Consider the following 18,831-nt stretch of genomic DNA (forward strand, 5'->3'; position numbering starts at 1 on the left):
AACTTATTATTTCTCGCGTAATCAACAAGGTTAAAGAGGCGTTTAAAAGCACGCCGAGCACAGCTAAAACCACTCTTGTTGCCAACATTATTCCCCGTGCTGAACATCCGGTATCACGTAGCGACATTAGTGATAATGCGTTAAAGGTGTTATATCGCCTACATAACAATGGCTATCAGGCCTTTTTGGTTGGTGGTTGTGTGCGTGATATTTTACTTGGAAAGAAACCTAAAGATTTTGACGTGACCACAGATGCGACACCAGAGCAGGTCAAAGAACTGTTTAGAAACTGTCGACTGATTGGACGCCGATTTCGTTTAGCACATGTTGTATTTGGTCGAGAAATTATCGAGGTTGCTACATTTCGTGGTCATCATCCAAGCCAAGATGAGGATAGCAAAGGGCAAAATTTAAGTAAGCAAAGTGATCACGGTCAACTATTGCGCGACAATGTATTTGGCAGCATTGAAGAAGATGCGGAGCGTCGTGATTTTACGGTCAATGCGATGTATTACAATATCGCTGACTACAGTATCCATGATTTTGCCAATGGCATGCAGGCGGTTAAAAATCGTCAGATCACTATGATTGGCGACCCCGCTACGCGCTATCGTGAAGATCCCGTGCGTATGCTTCGTGCAGTGCGGTTCTCGGTAAAACTAGGTATGAAAATAAGCCCAGAAACGGCTAAGCCCATACACGAATTAGCCCCTTTGATGGCGAATATTCCGCCGGCACGCTTGTTTGAAGAGGTGTTAAAGTTGTTGCTGTCAGGGCAAGGCCTTGAAACGTATAAGCTACTCAATGAGTTTGGATTGTTTGAGCAGTTGTTCCCGCAATTAGCACCATTACTGAAATCGCAAAATAGCCGTGAGCTTGCGTTTATCGAGCAGGTGCTAATGAATACGGATAACCGTATTAATTCGGATATGAAAGTGACACCCGCGTTCATTTTTGCAGCGTTGTTGTGGTACCCGCTAGAAGAGCGTTGTCAGCAGCATATGGTGGAAGGTGGCTTAAATCACTTTGATGCATTTAATTTGGCACTGAGCGATGTGTTACATCGCCAAATTCAACGCATTATGATCCCGAAGCGCTTTACGATTACCGTACGTGAGATTTGGCAATTACAACAACGCTTGCCAAAGCGTTACGGGCGTAGGGCATTTCAGATGCTTGAACACCCCAAATTTAGAGCTGCCTATGACTTCTTGTTAATACGCGGGCAAATTGAAGGTGGGGAGTTACTTACGCTAGCCCAGTGGTGGACTGACTTTCAGAATGTTAACCCTGAGCAGCGTCAAGGTATGTTGAAAACCTTGCGCGACAAAGAAGGCGGCCCACCTAAACGCAGAAGTCGCTATAGAGGCAAGAAGAAAGCCGCCCAATGAACCAAGTTTATGTTGGGTTAGGGAGTAATTTAGCCCAGCCAGAACAACAAATAAAAGATGCATTAAGAGCAATTGCATCATTGCCTAGCACTAGCGTAACTGCCACGTCGAGCTTGTATGTGAGTCGACCTATGGGGCCGCAAGACCAACCTAGTTATGTTAACGCAGTGCTTGGGGGGCAAACTGAAATGCAACCTGTTGAATTTCTTCATTGCTTACAAAAAATTGAAGGTGAACATGGTCGTGAGCGGAAAGCTGAGCGCTGGGGGCCGCGTACCTTAGACTTGGATATTCTACTTTTTGGCAATCAAGTTATTGATTCTGTTGAACTTACCGTTCCACATTACGGCATGGGTGAACGCGAATTCGTCTTGTATCCTCTACATGAAATAGCCCCAAAATTACACCTTCCAAACGGTACTAAATTGAGCGAAATGCTCAATAATTGCCCTCTCAATGGGTTGGAAAAACTCCCCTATAAATGAGTGTGATAGAAATCCGTTAAAAAATCAGTATAGTGCCTGATTTACTCAAGCTCTATTTAGTGTTCATCGTACTGGAGTGATTCAAAATGAAAAAAGTCACAACTTCCACGTTGTTAAAAATGAAGCAACAAAGCGAAAAAATTAGTGCGCTTACCGCATATGATGCGAGCTTCTCAAAGCTGTTTGATGAGCAAGGGATAGACGTACTGTTAATTGGCGATTCATTAGGCATGGTATTACAAGGCTGTGATGACACATTAGGCGTCAGCATTGATGATGTGGCGTATCATACGCGCGCCGTGCGTAAAGGGGTTGAGCGGGCATTTGTCATCGCAGATATGCCGTTTATGTCTTACTCCACCCCAGAACAAACTTACTTGAATGCTGCAAAGCTAATGGCTGCTGGGGCGAGCATGGTAAAGCTTGAAGGTGGGCGCTGGTTACTTGACAGTATAAAGGGATTGAACGAACGCGGTGTGCCAGTGTGTGGTCATTTGGGGTTAACGCCTCAGTCGGTGCATGTTTTTGGTGGTTTTAAAGTGCAGGGCCGTGATGATCTGCAAGCAGAGCAAATGCTCGAGCAAGCCAAAGAAATGGCGGCAGCTGGGATTCAGCTTCTGGTACTAGAATGCGTACCAACGGAGTTAGCTGGAGCTATTTCTCAAGCCGTGGATATTCCTGTGATCGGTATAGGTGCTGGCGCCGAAACCGACGGACAAATTTTAGTGATGCATGACATGTTTGGTATTAGCGCCAATTACATGCCGAAATTTTCAAAAAACTACCTTCAAGAAACGGGCGATATGCGCACAGCGGTCAGTCAGTATATTGAAGAAGTGAAAGACGGCTCTTTCCCGTCTGAAGCCCATAGTTTCAGTAAGTGAGTTCAGTATGCGAGTGATCAGTAATATTGCCAGCTTGCGCGATGTGCGTCGTAGCTGGCAGGCAGATTCTAAAGTGATTGCCTTTGTTCCTACCATGGGTAATTTACATCAAGGCCATCTTAATTTGGTAAAAGAAGCCAAATTAAAAGCCGATGTCGTTGTGGTCTCGATCTTTGTCAACCCGTTACAGTTTGGACCGGATGAGGACTTAGAAGCCTACCCACGTACTTTAGAGAATGACCGCAAAGTGCTCAGTGAGATGGGAGTAGACGTGCTTTTTACTCCTCAAGTGAAAGATATTTATTCACGTGGCCTTGAGCAGCAGACCTTTGTCGAAGTGCCGGGGATTTCCTACATGATTTGCGGTGCCAGTCGACCAGGGCATTTTCGCGGTGTGGCGACTATCGTTTGTAAGTTGTTCAACATGGTTCAGCCGAACATGGCGTTTTTCGGTGAAAAAGACTTTCAGCAATTGCAGGTCATCAAAGCCATGGTTACAGACTTATCCATGAATTTAACCGTGCATGGGGTTAAGACGACCCGTGAAGATGATGGTTTAGCGATGAGCTCGCGCAATCAATACTTGAGTACTGAACAGCGTGCGCTTGCTCCGACTTTGTATTCACGATTACTGGAAATGCAAGACAAAATAGAATCCGGGCGCCGTGACTTTTCGCGTATCACCAGTGAATGTTGTGAGCAGCTTGCACAAGCTGGGTTTAGCATCGATTACATCGAGATCCGCTCTGCGGATACGCTTTTGCAGCCAGGACATGAAGAAACAAACGTGGTTATCTTAGCGGCCGCGTTTTTAGGTCGTACACGTCTAATTGATAACCTGCAAGTGTCGTTAACCTAACCGCTTATACTGCTTATTGGTATAAACAAAAAAGGCCGTTAGTGAATGCTAACGGCCTTTTTATTTAGTTATAACAACAACTCATTGGGTGACTTTTTCTGTCAGCTCAGCCCAATTTTGACTTTTGCTAGCTATCGCTACCTGTTCATCAAGTATATTCTGCAAGTCGTTTTCCGTGGTCAACGGGTTAGCCAATACCACACGAAACACCGTCATGGTTTGCTCGCCATAGGTTTGGGTTTGTAAACGAGTACGTGATACAAATGATTTACCTGCTTCACGTTGTTGTTTTTGCACATAGACAGTGAGCTTATCGAGCTTCTCGTTAAAGTGAGGGCTTAATGACGGATCAGCTTTGATCTGTTGCTGCACTTCCTGCGGGTTAACCCGATAAGTTAGCAAAGACAAGGTAGGAGGAGTGATCAATTCAAAGTCAGGGTGTGATTGGATCATACGCGCGAAAATTTTGGCTTTTTCGATGCTTTGGTTAATCAATAACTCGTACCCCTGGCGACCAAATATATGCAAAGACGCATATACCATCATGGCCATGCCGTTACGCGAACCTTCTAGCGTGGTGGCACCTAAATCTTTTGAGCCAGCGCGCAATATGTAGTTAGCATGGTGGCGCACAGCATTACTGTCGTTAGGATCTTTAAATAACACCATACCTGCGCCCATTGGCACGTACATTTGCTTGTGTGCGTCTATGGTGACGGAATCGGCGCGCTGGATCCCTTTAAGGATATTTCTATGGGTGCTTGAGAAAAGCGTGGCTCCGCCCCAAGCGGCATCCACATGGAAATGACACCCTAATTCTTGAGCAACATCAGCAAGCTCGTCGAGTGGATCAACATGCCCCGTCTCTGTTGTGCCCGCTACGCCGACAATACTGAGGATTTTATTGCCTTGTTCAGCGTATTGTTTACCAAACGCTAATGCTTTTTCTGGGGACAAGCGTTGAGTCGGGCAATCTAACGTGATGAGCTGTTCACGACCTAAACCGAGTAAGTCCACCGACTTTGACAGGGAATAATGGCCTCGGCGTGAAGATAAAATTGCCATTTTTTTATAGCCGTAATGAGCTAAACCAGCGGCTAAACCTTCTCTGGCAACCCCTTTAAATACACCGTCGGCGGCTAAGGCTTTATTCCGTGCTACCCACAGCGCGGTAACATTGGCTATGGTGCCACCAGAGCAGAACGCTCCTAAGGCGTGGTTCGCACTGTGTAAATACGTATTGTAGAACTCACTGTCTTGGGCATACACAAGTTCGTGCATCATACCCAACACTTGACGCTCTAAAGGCGTAAAGGCTTTAGAGGTTTCGATTTTGACCAAATTTTGATTCAAGCCAACTAACAATTTAGCTAACGATAAATGAAAATACGGTAAGGCAGATGTCATGTGCCCGATAAATGTTGGCGAATAGGTATTAACTGAATTAGCGACTAGTTTTTCAAGTAAATTCGCAGCGTGCTCAGACACAAACTCTGGATGTTCGGGCACATTAAATTCAGCAAAACTTTGTTCTATTTGCTCAAGTGACGTGACTTTCGTTACCACGTGTTGAGACAAAAAGTCAGCCAAGTTATCTGACAGATGCTGCTCAATCTGAGCTAACTTAGAATCTTTACCTTCAGGCATGGTAAACACTCTAAACAAATGCTCTAAACTGACTTCAGCTACGGCCACGCTTGACACCTCTTATGAAAACTTTCAGGTCGCGAACTTTACATTAATTTTCCAGCTAGACCAACATAAACCCCCAGTTTATGCTGGGCTATAGTGACTATTTGACGACTAATTTAAGGTAACAGAGTGTGTAAAGGGATGCTACATACAATAAAGTGCCTGAAAGTTGTTCAATTCAGCCTAGCCATTAGGAACTAACTTGCTATAGTATAAAGAAAAAATGCTGTCTATTATGAAAGTTTCTCAAGTTACTGAAAGCTTCAACCCCGATAACGTTGTGCCGTTTTTTCAACCTATTATGGATTTAACAAATAATCAGGTTTGGCGTTACGAATGTTTAGCGCGCCTTATCACGTTCGGCGAGCGGCCTTTTATCCCTAGCGAATTTTTATATTTGGTCGACCGCCAAGAAAGTCGTTCACAATTAACGGAAACCATCTTTAATCGCAGTGCCCAATACTTCCGTGAACGCAATATGCCATGGAATATCAACATCAGTCTGGCTGATATGCAAGATGAGAATATTCATCGATTTCTTACCGAACAAGCCAGTAGTTACCCCAACCCCAAGCGGGTGGCATTAGAAGTCACCGCACAGAATGTGTTAGCGGATACAGACACATTTGCAACCTTTTCTGATTTGTGTAAAAAGCTTGGTTTGAGCTTATTCGTAGATAATATTGAACCCGATGTAACACAGGTAGAGCACTTGCTCGCTTTACCCATTAGCGGGTTAAAAATGTCAGGCCCGATTATGGCAGACCTTGCTCAGGATGAGCAGGCACAAGCTTTAATTAAATCCTTGTGTGCTAAAGGACAAAGTTTGAATATCGCCTTAGTGGCTCAGCATCTTGAGAGCGAAGCACAGCTTACCTTGCTGAAAAAACTTAATGTGCGCTACGCCCAAGGCTTTTACTTCAGTCAACCTAAGGCGCAGGCGCACTAACGCTTTCGCTGGTCATTACAATTGGCTAATTACTTGCCAGCTATGTTGGCCGCTCGCCCAATATTTACGCTCGAAGGGCGTGATGGCTTGCGCATCATGGTATTGTTTCACCTCGCCATTAAAACCCGCTATTTCAAGGGCCAAAGCAAACTCCTGAACGTAAATTTGCCAGTTACTACGCACCTCAAGTTGCCCGCCTAGCTTAACAATCTCTGCAAACGCAGGACTGCCGTGCCAGCGTCTTTGTACATGAGCAGACTTAGGGTACGGATTGGGATACAACAAAAAGTGTTTACTTAAGCGCCATTTAGCCTGCACTGCTAAGCGCCAAAAGTCATTTAGATCCGCTCTTAGTATCAAAGCGTTATCTTGCTTTAAGCTGTAATGCTCATGCTTACCCACGCGATGGGCTGATTTGTCTACACCTATGACTTTTGCCTCTGGGTGCAGATTGGCAATATGGGTGGTACTTTCGCCCACCCCACAGCATGCGTCTAATATGAGCGGGCCTTGCCAATCACCTAGCCACTCTTGTGCCTGAGAAAAGGCCTGCAAAGTATGCTCAGTTAACGGGCGTTGGCTAGCATGCTGTAAATGACGAGCAACCAAATCTGGTAGCTTTTCATGTACCCCAGTTTGGTTGCTTTCAATGTGCCGAGAATTACCCTCGGGCATAGAATTGTGGTTAATCACGTTTACTATTCCACCTAGCTTCTAATACCCACACCGCGATTAATCAGTGAGTAGGCAAAGCCAAGCAGCGCCACATTAAACACCACTAACAACCCTAGTGAGTACATGTAGTCCACGTCAGAGACGCCTAAAAAACCATAACGGAAACCATTCACCATATACACGATAGGGTTGATTTTACTGACCCACTGCCAAAACTCAGGCAGTAAAGTGAGTGAATAAAATACCCCACCTAAATAGGTAAGGGGAGTTAGCACAAAAGTGGGTACCACGCTGATATCATCAAATGATTTGGCAAAGATGGCGTTAATTAAGCCCGCAGTGGCGAACAAAATTGAGGTTAACAACAAAGTAATAATGATAATCGGAATATTGTGTAGTGTGATATCAACAAACAACATAGATACACAGGTCACGATAATACCGATGAGTATCGCTCGCGCGACCCCGCCGCCTACGAAGCCAGCGATAATCACCCAGTTGGGGATAGGCGCTACCAATAACTCTTCAATATTGTGCTGAAATTTAGCGCTGTAAAAAGAGGACGAGACATTCGAATAGGAGTTGGTGATCACCGCCATCATAATCAGCCCTGGCACGATAAACTCCATATAACTGAAGCCACCCATTTGGCCGATGCGACTGCCAATCAAATTACCAAATATGACAAAATACAAGGACATGGTAATTGCTGGCGGCACCAAGGTTTGTATCCAAATACGCAAAAAACGAGTGCACTCTTTTATCCATAGCGTTTGCAGTGCAATCATAGTGCGACTACCCATTAGCGAGCTCCTTTTGTGTTTTTTTGTTGTTCGCAAGCTCTTCGCGGCCTGATTCAACCAAACGTACAAACAATTCTTCCAAACGGTTCGATTTGTTGCGCATGCTTAGTACTTGTATTTTTTGGCTAGATAGCTGCTCAAAGACGTTATTCAAACTTTCTTCTTTGGCCACATCCACTTCGAGTGTGTGTGCGTCAAGCAGACGATACTCGAAACCCGACAGTGCAATGTTTTGATGCTCACCGGCCAGATCAAGAATAAAGGTTTCAATATTAAGCGTGGCCAATAGAGACTTCATACTGGTGTTTTGCACGATGACGCCTTTATCTATAATCGCGATATTGCGACACAACATTTCAGCTTCTTCAAGGTAGTGCGTGGTCAATATGATGGTGATCCCTTGCTCGTTAATCTCTTTGAGGAACGTCCACATTGAGCGGCGTATTTCAATGTCTACCCCAGCGGTCGGCTCATCCAAAATCAACATTCTGGGCTCATGCATGAGTGCCCGAGCAATCATTAAACGGCGCTTCATACCGCCAGATAGGTTACGCGCCGGTTGATTACGCTTTTCCCATAAATCTAACTGCTTAAGGTATTTTTCAGCCCGCTCTTTGGCAACGTGGCGCGGCACACCGTAGTAGCCTGCTTGGTTGACTACAATTTGAAGCAGCGTCTCAAATTGATTGAAATTGAACTCCTGTGGTACCAAGCCAATACATGATTTGGCTTCTACGGGATGGGTGTCTAATGAGTATTCGAATATGTCAGCAGTGCCACTGGTTTTATTCACTAGAGAACTGATAATGCCAATAGTGGTGGATTTGCCCGCGCCGTTTGGGCCGAGTAGGGCGAAAAAATCACCCTGCGTTACTTCTAAATTAATCCCATTCAGGGCTCGGGTACCACCTTTGTATACTTTGGTTAACCCTTTGATATTCAATGCATTCATGCTTTATTCCGCGTGATTTTCAGGATGTTGGATTATCTGTTTTTACGATGACTGCCAACTTAGAGAGACAAAATGAAAAAGCATAAAGTTGTTGGCTGAATGTACTCACACCGAAAAGTATGCATTATATCATGGGGATGAATGAATAAAACACGACGAACAATGAATAAAATGTAAGGTTTTTAGTTTGTTAATCCCATAGGGAAGTTTTTGGCACCCTGCAGGCTATGCGAAAACGCAAAGCAAGAAACCAGCTAGTGCCCAATTAGCACCTAAAAGCCAGGACTCAATCAAAATAGGAGAGAAAGAACCATGGCCCATATGCAGCCCCTACCCAAAGAAACCACCCCCGAATTAGCGGATGACTTCGCAATCTTTGAACAAATTTTAGGTTTTGTACCCAATAGTTTGCTGACGATGCAGCGCCGACCAGACATCGTACGTGGTTTTGGGGTGTTAACCAAAGCGGTGATGGCACAAGACGGCTCAGTTGATTTAGGTTTCAAACGTCTATTGGCACACTTTTCAAGCCGAGCTGCAGGTTGCCAATACTGTGAAGCCCACTCCTTAATAGCCGCTAAAATTCACGGTATTTCTGATGAAAAGGTCGCCGCAGTGTGGGAATACCAAACCAGCCCACTTTATTCAGATGCAGAGCGTGTCGCCCTTGACTACGCACTCGCCGCAGGTTCTGTGCCGAACGCGGTAGATGAGCCACTGATGGCGCGTATGCGAGCCTACTGGGAAGAAGATGAAATCGTTGAAATTCTAGGTGCCATTTGCTTATACGGTTTTCTAAATCGCTGGAATGACTCCATGGCTACAGACTTAGAAGATGCGCCCAAAGCACTAGGCAAGAAGGTGCTCGCTCAAGGGGGCTGGACTGGTGGCAAGCATGTGTAAAAATGCGAACTAATAAGCGGTACTGATAGCTAAAGATTGCCGTATATCCAATCGAGCCCTTGAATGGACGTGGTTGGAAATGCGGTAGCGTGAGAGGCACCGTCGATAATCTTAAAATTGAGGAGTAAATGAGATGAATCGACGGCATCGATTTTTTCAGCCAATAATTGTGCGCCACGCACCATATCTTGCTGCTCACCGAATTTTGGCGTCTCCAAGCTACCGACTGACAAATACACTTTTGTTTCATTTTTGGGCCTTTGCACATTCATGGCTAATAACTCGTTATCGTTAAACCAAACTGATGGGCTGCCCAGTACGTAACTAGAAAATGTGTCTGGAGCCGTAATTAAAATATAGGCGCCAAACAAACCGCCGAGAGAGTTCCCTACATATGTTCTGTGTTTAGAATGGGCGCGGTAATTTGACTCCATATATGGGAACACTATGTCTTGAATAAAGCTTAAGTGGGCTTTTGCGCCACCCGTTTCTAGTTTCCAATCGCTGGCCTTGCTTGGTGTAAAGTCTCTTATTCTGCTCGCTGCGCCTTTCGAACCTTTAGCGTATGAAATGCCTACAATGATTGCTTCTTCCATTGTGCTACTGTTCATGGGGAATCGAGTGGCGCCAGAGACCAGTGGGAAACTGTACGGTGCGTCAGTGAGATAGATCACTGGATAATGCTTACTTTTGTGCGAGCGGTAAGAGCGAGGAAGTTTGATGAAAAGCGGATAAACTCTTTTTGATATAGGCTCTTCCAGTTCAACTACCTCACTTCTAGGAATGGTATAAGCGAATTTTTCAGTTTTTTTCACCAGCCATTTGTTAAGTGGTTCAACCCACGCGTTATGTGGCCGGTAGAAAGCGCCATGTTCTAGCCCCGTAGAAATTGAAACTTCTTCAAATGACCTCACCTTATTACCACTGCGCTGTATGACGTTTTTACAGGAGCCAACGGTATCTGAGGTCTCATAAATTGAGAGGATATGTCCCTGCAACATCACGTCATTATGAGTAGCTAGGCTGCTGGTGCAAGCAGCTAAAATCACATAATTAATATCACTATTGGCTAGATAGCTTGAGGTAATAGCGGTGATAAAACCGCCACGAGAAAACCCCACTAGTGTTATATTACTGGGGGATACGCCCTTTTTAATTAAGTACTGAACTTGATGTTGGAGTTTCTTGGCATGCTCAAAAGGGTCAGTATTTTTTGCCCTGTGCTCAGCAATAATGAGGGCGTCTAGCGTTGAAAAGGTCTCAAGTATTGCTGGAAAGTCATAAGTGCCCCAAGTGGGGTGTTCTGGCATTGAATCTACGCCTTCGACAATAAAACCGTGAGAGTAAAAAATATACCGCGCGCTTGGGTTGATAGATGCCGGCAACTCATCGAAGACATTGTTGGCGAGCGCATTTACGCTGTGAAGAGTAAAGATCAATAAGATAGCGAGCTTCATGGCTTTCCTTGCTTAGCCCAAAAAGGGTTTTGATAAGATGAAAGCGGGCAAAGTAGCGTAAATCTGTTTTGGGTGCCATATGGCTCTTAGAATAAATATCATCTTCTTTATTGCTGAAAACATTCTCTGATACGTTTTCCTATTCAAAACCTCGAAGCGATAACAAAGCGTTATGGGACCCTATCAGCGCTCACTACGTAGCGCATGGTCGGGTTGGGTATCATTGAGTTAAACGGGTAGCAGGTGATTAGTGTGAGTTGATCTGCGCCTTGTGACTCGATGATGTGAGTTTGACTTTGATGCACAATGAAGGTCGATGTGACGCGGAACTGCCCTTGCGCTTCGAGAGTTTGCACGCTTATGGAATCTCCCTTGTTGAGGTATTGCAGGGCGGCAAAGTGAGTATCTCTGTGACCCGTGATGACACTATTGTCACCCTTAAATGGTAGTGGGGTAGCACTCATATGCCCAGGCCCAAATGCCATGGTGCGCCCTGATGCCCCTGCTAAAACGTATAAGGGCTTTCCCGATATCGAGCCTGGTGACTTACTCGGTAACGTGAGTTTGGCCACAGGATAGGTATCAGCCCAGGGCCAAGGTTTGGTTTTTATGGCTTCGAGTGTTTGATTAGTGCTATGGGAAGGGATGTTAGCTTCAACTGCATGCACGCTACGTTGCCAAGCGCTGGCGATAAGCGCTTGGGCCAATTGCGCTTTTGCCCACATGTACACTCCGTTTGACACCAATAACCCACCGCCTAATAGACAAGCGAGCCAGATAATGTTCAAGCAGATGGTTCGGCTGAGTAACCTTAGGGGCCGCTTTATGCGCAGCCCCAAGGGTTTATCTATACTCATCATCATATAAGAAACCTGCGACGAGCAGCTAGCGCCGCGCCAAATAGTAATAATCCTAAAGTGATACTGAGTTGGATATTCGTAGCCGTTTGCGGCAATTTCCCGTGCATTTGGACTCCAGCCATAGCAAGGCCAGCAGGGGCGTTATGATTAATCGGTTTGTTTTTGCTGTTCTCGTGATCGGGTTTAGTGTCTTTTGAATTAGCCTCTTGCTCATCCACGGCGATAAGGCTAGTAAACTGGCTAACCATATGATGTTCAAGGGCAATCTCGGTGATACTTTGCCGCCACGTTTGACGCATAGTGCTGTCACGTTCACGTCGCAGGGTATGACTCAGTTGCTCTATCTTTTCTCTTGCCCAAGCCACGCCCATTCCTGCGCTTTTAGCTGTCGGGCTAAGAGGCATGCGAATCGACCAAGGTTTGCTTGGGGATGCGTTTGTTGCCTGCCAACCTGTGACCTTAACCGCGTTGTCTGGCTGTTGTAGTTGCATACCATTCTCTAAATGCGCCACGGGAGCACGGTAGTGAATAACCACAGGTTGATCTTGGTATAAATCAGGGATAACACTGGGGTAAAACTCGGTATCACGGGCAAATTCAATGTGTATGTCTTGCATCACAGGGCGAGTGAGCTTGCTGAACAATTCAGTCATTTTTTGCTGTGCCTGATTAATGTCGCCAATATAGGTAAAGGTGCCTCGCCCGGCTTGGGCCGCTTGGGTCATAAAGTAACTGTTTGGGGCTGAGCCGATCCCTATGGTAAATAAACGACTGTCTGCTAATTGATTTTCAATCAAGCTCATGAGCGCGTCTTCATTACTCACACTGCCATCGGTGATGAACACCACTTGTCGCAATTGCACAGGGCTGACCCGGTCTGTATTCGGCTGACCAAGGTTGGTTTTGTGTAGCGCCAGTGATAGCGCTGGCGCCATTTCAGTGCCGCCATTTGCGCTCAAACTAGCGACCCAATTACGAGCCCGTTGAATATTGTTGGCCGTGGCTGGCATTGCCATTTTCCATAGCGCTTGAGGGGCGTCATTAAATTCAATAACGTTGACGCTATCTTCAGGATGCAGCTGGGCTAAGGCAAAATCTACCGCGCGCTTAGCTTGCACAATAGACTCCCCAGCCATAGAGCCAGAGGTATCGAGTAAAAACACGATTTCTCTTGTTGATACTGGAGTCATCGTATTTTTATCGTCTGCATCATCTTGTGTTGGGGGCGTTAACATCACCATACCATACCGATAATTCCCTATCGTTTCGCTAAAATGAGCGGCACTTGGGATGTCACCTGCAGTGGGTTTCCAGCGTAACGAAAAGTCTTGGTTAGCGATATGTTCTTTCGTTAGCTCAATATGGTAGTGACCTGCTTGTTGGTCATTTGAGGTGATATCGATTGGATGGTGCTCACTAACAATATCTACAGGGCTCATTGAAAAACCGCTGTCTAGTTCCACGCTGATGCGAATAGGATTTGCTGGTTCATCTGGGGTTTTTATTTGCTGGCTAAGTACCGATACATTTTTACCCCAGCCATTTGGATTGACCTTTGCCACTGAGGTTTGATTCATCAAAACTTTCTGTGAAGCGCTTGGTGAGTAACGAGGGGTGATTGTCATGGGAAAGCGCAAACTAAATGTCTGTTGGTCAAAGCGTATGACCTGCTGATATTCAATGGTTACACTGATGGTTTCATTTGGGCCGATATTGGCGATAGCATTGGTAAATAGATTGGGTCGTTGCTGCTCGATTAAGCTCGCTTTTCTGCCCTGTTTTTTGGCTGTTTCGAAATGCGCTTTGGCTTGTTTTTTGGGCATAATTTCACCCGTCATTTTGCGTTCACCTATGATCATGTTGAGATGGTCAACCGCGGCATTTTCGGGAAGCGGAAAGGCATATATAGCATTCACCCAATCTTGGCTGGGATTATGAAAGCGTTGAGTGACTTGAGTTCTGGCGATCATACCTGTCACGTTAATCTTTACATCTGTGCTAAGCAAAGGGCTAAGTTGAAAGCGACGAACGTGCTCGTTTGAGCGCTCATTATGCTCGCCACTAGGGGGGCTATCCTCTGATGACTCACGCAGGTAAAACAAGCTGCCTTGTTCAACATCATTAATAGAATCAACATAAACGGCAGGTAGGCTGGTATCCGTATCGCTTGCATTATTGTTTGTCTGGTCTTCGAGGCGCTGTTGGTTATACATAGTGTTTTTCTCGATGTCGGGTTGCATCAGGTATTGAGAGGCTGCGCTGTGTAACACACCTATGGTGCTCACAATGAGCAAAAAACCGCTGAACTTAAGTAAAAGGGACATTCCTGTTCTCCGTTTTATATCTATTTAGTCGCTGAAGCGGCCATCAGCGGTGTGTGCGACGCAGGATGAATAGACAGAATGACCTTGCGGGCGAAAAACCAACTTTCTGGCTGGCTCTCTATGCTGTTCATTCTGGTCTCACCAAAGGATTCTGTGTGCAACTGTGTAGTAGGCACTTGCTGCTTAGTTAGATAGCTTTTTACGCTGATGGCCCTTTGCTGTGAAAGTGCTTGGTTGTAATTGGAATCACCGCGCTCGTCGGCATAGCCTGCAAGGGTTATTTGGAGGTCTGGTGATTGTCGTATCAGGGCTGCAATTAAATCTAATTGCCTGTGGTAATGGTTTTCGATGAGGTGTGAACCCGTGCGAAACTGAATATTCGTTTCGATTGGCGTCATGGTTGAGAACTTACTTATCACAGCTGTGTTTTGCGGCGCTGTATGGCCGAGATTTTCAATACTCGCTGTTTGAAAGGAGGTGATTTCACGCTCTTTTTGTTGACTTACAGGGCTCAGATCATGGTCATCACGTTGCAGGGCGAGTAATTGCAGTTTTGTCTCTTTAAGGTCTGATTTAGCCTGAGCTAAGGCGTTATCATTATTTACATCATTAGAAATAAACAAGCCCATTATGCCACCAATTACACCCCCTACAGGGCCGCCAACTGCGCTACCAAGCAGTGCGCCTGAGCCAAAACCGACGAGGTCATTTTGGGTGGTAGAGTGAGAGGATGTTTTCTTTGGCGTTGCAGCATTAGCCATTGGTGTAAAAGCGTGACTGAGAATCAATGATAGGGTAAGTGCAATAGCGCTATATTTCATTATGGTTCCTTAACGGTATCAGGGAGTTAATGTTTTTGGATCAGGCTTAGTACACACTCGCTTTGAGGCAAATTAACGACTGAAAAGTGGCAATCTTTGGGGCAATTGTGGCGAAAAAATGGAATTTCTTTTTGTGCGTCAAAAAAGCAGAATTTTAGGATATAGTGGCGTCACGAAATAATATGAGAGTAGTTATGTCTCAACGTATTGCGCTGGTAGAAGATGATCTCGCTATTCGGGAAAACTACGCAGCAGCCCTTAAAAAACAAGGCTATGAAGTAATCTGTTACGCCAATCGCCGTGAAGCTGAGCAAGGTTTTGTCCAGCGCTTGCCCGACTTGGCGATTATTGATATTGGCTTACAAGATGAAATAGATGGCGGCTTTATGGTTTGCCAGCAATTGCGCAGTTTATCTAAAACCTTACCGATTATTTTCTTTACTGCCAGAGATAATGACTACGACACTATTTGTGGTTTACGCATGGGGGCTGATGATTACTTGACAAAAGACATTAGTTTGCCCCATTTGTTAGCGCGTATTGCCGCCTTGTTTCGTCGAGTGGCCTTGTTAAATCAACCACAGTTATCCGAAGATGTCATACAAACAGGTGCGCTGAGTATTGATAGCAAGCGAATGACCGTGAGTTGGCAACAGCAAGACATTGAGCTGACAGTGACCGAGTTTTGGATGTTGCATGCGATTGCTAAATACGCAGGGCACGTAAAGAGTCGTCAACAACTGATGGACGAATCCAAAATGGTGGTGGATGACAGCACCATCACTTCTCATATCAAACGTATCCGCAAAAAATTTCAGCAAGTCGATAGCCAATTTGACCGTATTGAAACGGTCTATGGAATGGGATATCGCTGGAAAAACGGAACAATTCACTAATTTTTTATGAGCCGTCCTGTCAGTCAACCTATAAATCAACAAACCAGCCATGAGCCAAATAAGCAGCGGTTTCATCTTCGCTTTGGTATTCGCTTAAAGCTTCTGGCTTTATCTTTGTTTTTGTTTGCTATCCCTTGGCTTGGTTATCAATACGTATGGGAGCTGGAAAGTTACCTGCGCATTGGGCAAGAGCAAACCATGGTTGGCACAGCGCGAGCGGTTGCTACAGCTTTACACGAACGGCCATCTCTGTTTGACACCCAAAGCGCGTATTTAACCGATGTTAAACCCGGCACCGACTTATACGCACACAAAATACACGACCCTATTCGTTTAGATGGCAAGTTAGATGACTGGCAGGATTATCAACATTTAAGCCTTGAGTATGGGCAAGACCATTTGCTTGATTACCATGATGACTATCAGGCGAGTAGTTTTCACTTTCGGCATATGGTGGGGCAGTTTGGCGAGTATCTGTATGCCATGTTTGAAGTCACTGATGAAAATGTTTTATTTAGGGGGAAAAACAGCCTGAGGGTTGACCGCAATGACTATCTGCAAATAGCCATGAGCGACCAAAATGGTCGTTTTCAGCGTTATGTTGTGGCGCCGCAAGAAGCAGGTTGGGTCAATGCCTATTTATTAGCCGAGCCGGTTGACTCTATGCGCCCAGTTTCTCTTGAAACACAAATTCAAGGCCGCTGGTTAAACACGGCTAAAGGCTACAATATCGAGCTGCGTTTCCCTTTAGCAATGATAAGCAGCAAAATTGCGTTCGCTATTACCGATGTAGATGATCCGCAAAGTCGGCAAATGCGTTATCGAATAGGTACGGCAAACCCAAATAAAAGCGATGCCCTAGGCACTGTGCTGGTGCCATCGCCGGAAATCGAAAATATCATCAAGGGCTTAAAGTATTCGAATGCTAGGGTGTGGGTCATTGATAAACACAAGCGAGTATTAGCTCGCTCGGGCAATATCCATAAATCTGTCGGATTAAGTAGCAGCGCTTATTCATCAACCCAGGGCCTTAAAAAAAGCTGGTGGCAACGTATCGAGCAAGAATGGTTATTGCCCATATATTATCAAATATTAACTAAGCCCCCTGCCGATTTTATTGATGACTTACAAGATGCCTACGCGCTGCAAGGCCAAGATATTAATCAAGCGCTTACTGGCACGCCTGCTTCTTTGTGGCGCTTGAGCCCTGACAACAAAGCGGTGATCCTCTCGGCTGCGCATCCTATTTTTATTGATGAAAAGGTGATGGGCGCCGTGGTGGTTGAGCAAACCACAAATGGGATCCGCACCTTGCGAAATCGTGCTTTGGAAAAACTGTTTCATGTGATCTTAGCGGTTATGGGGCTGGGTACTCTGGCGTTGTTCCTATTTGCTTCGCGCATGTCATTTCGTATACGTAAACTTAGAAATCAAACTGAGGCTGCTATCGACAGTCACGGAAAAATCATTGGTAGCATTGCCAATGTAAACGCGCGAGATGAGATAGGTGATCTAGCCAATACGTTTAACTTAGTACTGGGCAGGCTAGGGCAGTACAACGCGTATTTGCAGAATATGTCGTCGCGGTTATCTCATGAGTTGCGCACGCCCGTGGCCATTGTTAAATCATCCTTAGAAAACCTCCAACTTAGCCAGCATACAAATGAAGATGCCCAGTACATCGAACGTGCGCAAATGGGCATCAAACGCTTGAGCAGTATTTTAAATAACATGAGCGAAGCCACCCGTTTAGAGCAAGCAGTGCAAAGTGATGAGCGCGAAGAGTTTGATGTAAATGCTTTGCTCAGTGGGTATGTAGAAGGGTATCGAATGACGTACCCCAGCCATCACTTTTCGTATAGCAATGAAACTGGGGTGACTTTATTGCTTGGTTCGGGGGATTTATTCGGCCAAATGCTAGATAAAATTGTCGCCAATGCCCTTGAGTTTAGCCCGCAAGGTTCAATGATAGCGGTGCAATTAACCCAACGTGGTTCCAAGCATGTGCTAAATATTGACAACAAAGGCCCCGCATTGCCTAAACATATGCAAGGTAAGCTATTCGACTCTATGGTATCGGTTCGTCCTGAGCATGCTACGTCTGAACCTCATTTAGGCCTAGGGTTACATATTGCCAAAGTCATAGCGCAATTTCACAACGCTGAAATTCAAATTGAAAATCAGCTCTCAGATTCTAGCCAGCCTATTGGTGTGCGTGTATCTCTCATTTTTTAGGTATGACAAAGCATCTATTTGGGGTTAACTGGATACAGCTCGGGGTGTAAAAACGGTGCCATTGCCAGCACCATTGCATGGGTGTAATTGCCTTCTCGCGTCGCATTGCCGTTGGTCAGTAACCCTATTGCCCCTCCTTTTTGCTTGACGTTTTTGGTGTTAAACAACTTGTCCATTAACGGGCCAAGTTCTTCGCCATTCGCTAACGCTTGATAAACAGATTCTGGGATGGGCATAATCGCCCCGCGGCCAATAGATTTGCGTTCATGATTGGCAATGACTATGTAGGCAAAGGTTGCGGGCCCATATTCAAATTTATCTACGCCCCCTTCCATCGCGACATAAAAATCTGCTTTAGCATTCGCCTGACAATACCTAACGCGATTCATCGCACCAATACGGGTTTCCTCGCTGGTCATGGGCTGTTCAGCCACTCCTGATGGGGCGTGCATACCTTCACACGTTATTTGATGGTCAGGGTAAAGCATACTGATAGCGTTTTTCGCTGCGTTTACTTTAACCGGATTTTTGGAGCCTACGACAACGTGAAGCGCGGCAGGTGATAAAGAATGAGACAAAATTAGCTCCTTTACAGCCAATGCAGTAATGCACAAATGAAGCAGGGTAACACAGTAAAATGTTTGA

The 18,831-nt window shown here is 45.4% G+C and carries 17 protein-coding genes; 8 read left to right on the forward strand and 9 right to left on the reverse strand.

Going from position 1 to position 18,831, the window contains the following annotated elements:
* Positions 1-89 precede the first annotated feature (89 nt).
* The 4 genes from pcnB (at position 90) to panC (ending at position 3,619) form a co-directional block, all read left to right on the forward strand.
* Positions 90-1,391 (forward strand): polynucleotide adenylyltransferase PcnB, encoded by a 1,302-nt coding sequence (gene pcnB / locus FX988_RS14860; RefSeq protein WP_160182192.1) that lies wholly within the window; start codon positions 90-92, stop codon positions 1,389-1,391.
* A complete protein-coding gene (gene folK / locus FX988_RS14865; protein WP_160180924.1) occupies positions 1,388-1,876 on the forward strand; it encodes a 2-amino-4-hydroxy-6-hydroxymethyldihydropteridine diphosphokinase in 489 nt (162 codons plus the stop codon). Before pcnB ends, folK begins: the two co-directional genes overlap by 4 nt.
* An 86-nt stretch (positions 1,877-1,962) precedes the next feature.
* On the forward strand, positions 1,963-2,760 hold the full coding sequence (panB, locus tag FX988_RS14870; protein WP_160180925.1) for a 3-methyl-2-oxobutanoate hydroxymethyltransferase: 798 nt from the start codon (positions 1,963-1,965) through the stop codon (positions 2,758-2,760).
* Positions 2,761-2,767: 7 nt separating this feature from the next.
* Complete coding sequence (gene panC, locus FX988_RS14875; RefSeq protein ID WP_160180926.1) at positions 2,768-3,619, forward strand: pantoate--beta-alanine ligase; 852 nt, start codon at positions 2,768-2,770, stop codon at positions 3,617-3,619.
* A gap of 81 nt (positions 3,620-3,700) precedes the next feature.
* Here the strand turns inward: panC and panP are convergent, their stop codons facing one another.
* Positions 3,701-5,314 carry a pyridoxal-dependent aspartate 1-decarboxylase PanP gene (gene panP, locus FX988_RS14880; protein ID WP_160180927.1) on the reverse strand — a complete coding sequence of 538 codons (1,614 nt, stop codon included), beginning with the start codon at positions 5,312-5,314 and terminating at the stop codon, positions 3,701-3,703.
* Between the two features lie 232 nt (positions 5,315-5,546).
* Here panP and FX988_RS14885 point away from each other — a divergent pair, with 232 nt between their 5' ends.
* On the forward strand, positions 5,547-6,260 hold the full coding sequence (locus tag FX988_RS14885) for an EAL domain-containing protein (protein WP_254700624.1): 714 nt from the start codon (positions 5,547-5,549) through the stop codon (positions 6,258-6,260).
* A 15-nt stretch (positions 6,261-6,275) separates the two neighbouring features.
* On the opposite strand, the gene trmB is transcribed toward FX988_RS14885, so the two are convergent.
* Genes trmB through FX988_RS14900 form a run of 3 tightly spaced genes read right to left on the reverse strand, consistent with a single transcriptional unit; the run spans position 6,276 to position 8,690 of the window.
* Positions 6,276-6,935, reverse strand: a complete 660-nt coding sequence (gene trmB, locus FX988_RS14890) for a tRNA (guanine(46)-N(7))-methyltransferase TrmB (RefSeq protein WP_201751675.1) — start codon at positions 6,933-6,935, stop codon at positions 6,276-6,278.
* 32 nt (positions 6,936-6,967) lie between these two features.
* Entirely contained in the window at positions 6,968-7,738 is a 771-nt protein-coding gene (locus FX988_RS14895) for an ABC transporter permease (protein WP_160180930.1), read from the reverse strand.
* Positions 7,731-8,690 carry an ABC transporter ATP-binding protein gene (locus tag FX988_RS14900; RefSeq protein ID WP_160180931.1) on the reverse strand — a complete coding sequence of 320 codons (960 nt, stop codon included), beginning with the start codon at positions 8,688-8,690 and terminating at the stop codon, positions 7,731-7,733. Before FX988_RS14900 ends, FX988_RS14895 begins: the two co-directional genes overlap by 8 nt.
* 312 nt (positions 8,691-9,002) lie before the next feature.
* On the opposite strand from FX988_RS14900, the gene FX988_RS14905 reads away from it, so the two are divergent.
* Positions 9,003-9,593: a carboxymuconolactone decarboxylase family protein gene (locus FX988_RS14905; protein ID WP_160180932.1), complete on the forward strand. Its 591-nt coding sequence runs from the start codon at positions 9,003-9,005 to the stop codon at positions 9,591-9,593.
* 29 nt (positions 9,594-9,622) lie between these two features.
* Here the strand turns inward: FX988_RS14905 and FX988_RS21875 are convergent, their stop codons facing one another.
* The 4 genes from FX988_RS21875 to pdsO form a co-directional block, all read right to left on the reverse strand.
* Positions 9,623-11,050: an alpha/beta hydrolase gene (locus tag FX988_RS21875; RefSeq protein ID WP_160180933.1), complete on the reverse strand. Its 1,428-nt coding sequence runs from the start codon at positions 11,048-11,050 to the stop codon at positions 9,623-9,625.
* A gap of 170 nt (positions 11,051-11,220) precedes the next feature.
* Positions 11,221-11,913 carry a class GN sortase gene (locus FX988_RS14915; RefSeq protein ID WP_254700625.1) on the reverse strand — a complete coding sequence of 231 codons (693 nt, stop codon included), beginning with the start codon at positions 11,911-11,913 and terminating at the stop codon, positions 11,221-11,223.
* The gene (locus FX988_RS14920; protein WP_160180934.1) at positions 11,910-14,234 is read right to left on the reverse strand and encodes a marine proteobacterial sortase target protein; all 2,325 of its coding nucleotides are present in this window, start codon (positions 14,232-14,234) and stop codon (positions 11,910-11,912) included. The genes FX988_RS14915 and FX988_RS14920 overlap by 4 nt, the downstream gene beginning before the upstream one ends.
* A 20-nt stretch (positions 14,235-14,254) precedes the next feature.
* A complete protein-coding gene (gene pdsO, locus FX988_RS14925) occupies positions 14,255-15,055 on the reverse strand; it encodes a sortase-associated OmpA-like protein PdsO (protein WP_160180935.1) in 801 nt (266 codons plus the stop codon).
* 194 nt (positions 15,056-15,249) lie between these two features.
* Here pdsO and pdsR point away from each other — a divergent pair, with 194 nt between their 5' ends.
* The gene (gene pdsR / locus FX988_RS14930; protein ID WP_160180936.1) at positions 15,250-15,951 is read left to right on the forward strand and encodes a proteobacterial dedicated sortase system response regulator; all 702 of its coding nucleotides are present in this window, start codon (positions 15,250-15,252) and stop codon (positions 15,949-15,951) included.
* A 6-nt stretch (positions 15,952-15,957) separates the two neighbouring features.
* Positions 15,958-18,186 carry a proteobacterial dedicated sortase system histidine kinase gene (gene pdsS, locus FX988_RS14935; RefSeq protein ID WP_160180937.1) on the forward strand — a complete coding sequence of 743 codons (2,229 nt, stop codon included), beginning with the start codon at positions 15,958-15,960 and terminating at the stop codon, positions 18,184-18,186.
* A gap of 14 nt (positions 18,187-18,200) precedes the next feature.
* Here the strand turns inward: pdsS and yjjX are convergent, their stop codons facing one another.
* Complete coding sequence (yjjX, locus tag FX988_RS14940) at positions 18,201-18,764, reverse strand: inosine/xanthosine triphosphatase (protein WP_160180938.1); 564 nt, start codon at positions 18,762-18,764, stop codon at positions 18,201-18,203.
* Between the last annotated feature and the right edge of the window lie 67 nt (positions 18,765-18,831).

The organism is Paraglaciecola mesophila (assembly GCF_009906955.1).
GTDB classification, from domain to species: Bacteria; Pseudomonadota; Gammaproteobacteria; order Enterobacterales; family Alteromonadaceae; genus Paraglaciecola; species Paraglaciecola mesophila_A.

Excerpts from the sequence above, each read along its gene's own strand:
- FX988_RS14905 (WP_160180932.1), top strand. The coding sequence starts at position 9,003 with ATGGCCCATATGCAGCCCCTACCCAAAGAAACCACCCCCGAATTAGCG.
- FX988_RS14895 (WP_160180930.1), bottom strand. The coding sequence starts at position 7,738 with ATGGGTAGTCGCACTATGATTGCACTGCAAACGCTATGGATAAAAGAG.
- pdsO (WP_160180935.1), bottom strand. The coding sequence starts at position 15,055 with ATGAAATATAGCGCTATTGCACTTACCCTATCATTGATTCTCAGTCAC.
- FX988_RS14915 (WP_254700625.1), bottom strand. The coding sequence starts at position 11,913 with ATGATGATGAGTATAGATAAACCCTTGGGGCTGCGCATAAAGCGGCCC.
- FX988_RS14885 (WP_254700624.1), top strand. The coding sequence starts at position 5,547 with ATGAAAGTTTCTCAAGTTACTGAAAGCTTCAACCCCGATAACGTTGTG.
- FX988_RS14920 (WP_160180934.1), bottom strand. The coding sequence starts at position 14,234 with ATGTCCCTTTTACTTAAGTTCAGCGGTTTTTTGCTCATTGTGAGCACC.
- folK (WP_160180924.1), top strand. The coding sequence starts at position 1,388 with ATGAACCAAGTTTATGTTGGGTTAGGGAGTAATTTAGCCCAGCCAGAA.
- FX988_RS21875 (WP_160180933.1), bottom strand. The coding sequence starts at position 11,050 with ATGAAGCTCGCTATCTTATTGATCTTTACTCTTCACAGCGTAAATGCG.
- FX988_RS14900 (WP_160180931.1), bottom strand. The coding sequence starts at position 8,690 with ATGAATGCATTGAATATCAAAGGGTTAACCAAAGTATACAAAGGTGGT.
- pdsS (WP_160180937.1), top strand. The coding sequence starts at position 15,958 with ATGAGCCGTCCTGTCAGTCAACCTATAAATCAACAAACCAGCCATGAG.
- pdsR (WP_160180936.1), top strand. The coding sequence starts at position 15,250 with ATGTCTCAACGTATTGCGCTGGTAGAAGATGATCTCGCTATTCGGGAA.
- panC (WP_160180926.1), top strand. The coding sequence starts at position 2,768 with ATGCGAGTGATCAGTAATATTGCCAGCTTGCGCGATGTGCGTCGTAGC.
- trmB (WP_201751675.1), bottom strand. The coding sequence starts at position 6,935 with ATGCCCGAGGGTAATTCTCGGCACATTGAAAGCAACCAAACTGGGGTA.
- panB (WP_160180925.1), top strand. The coding sequence starts at position 1,963 with ATGAAAAAAGTCACAACTTCCACGTTGTTAAAAATGAAGCAACAAAGC.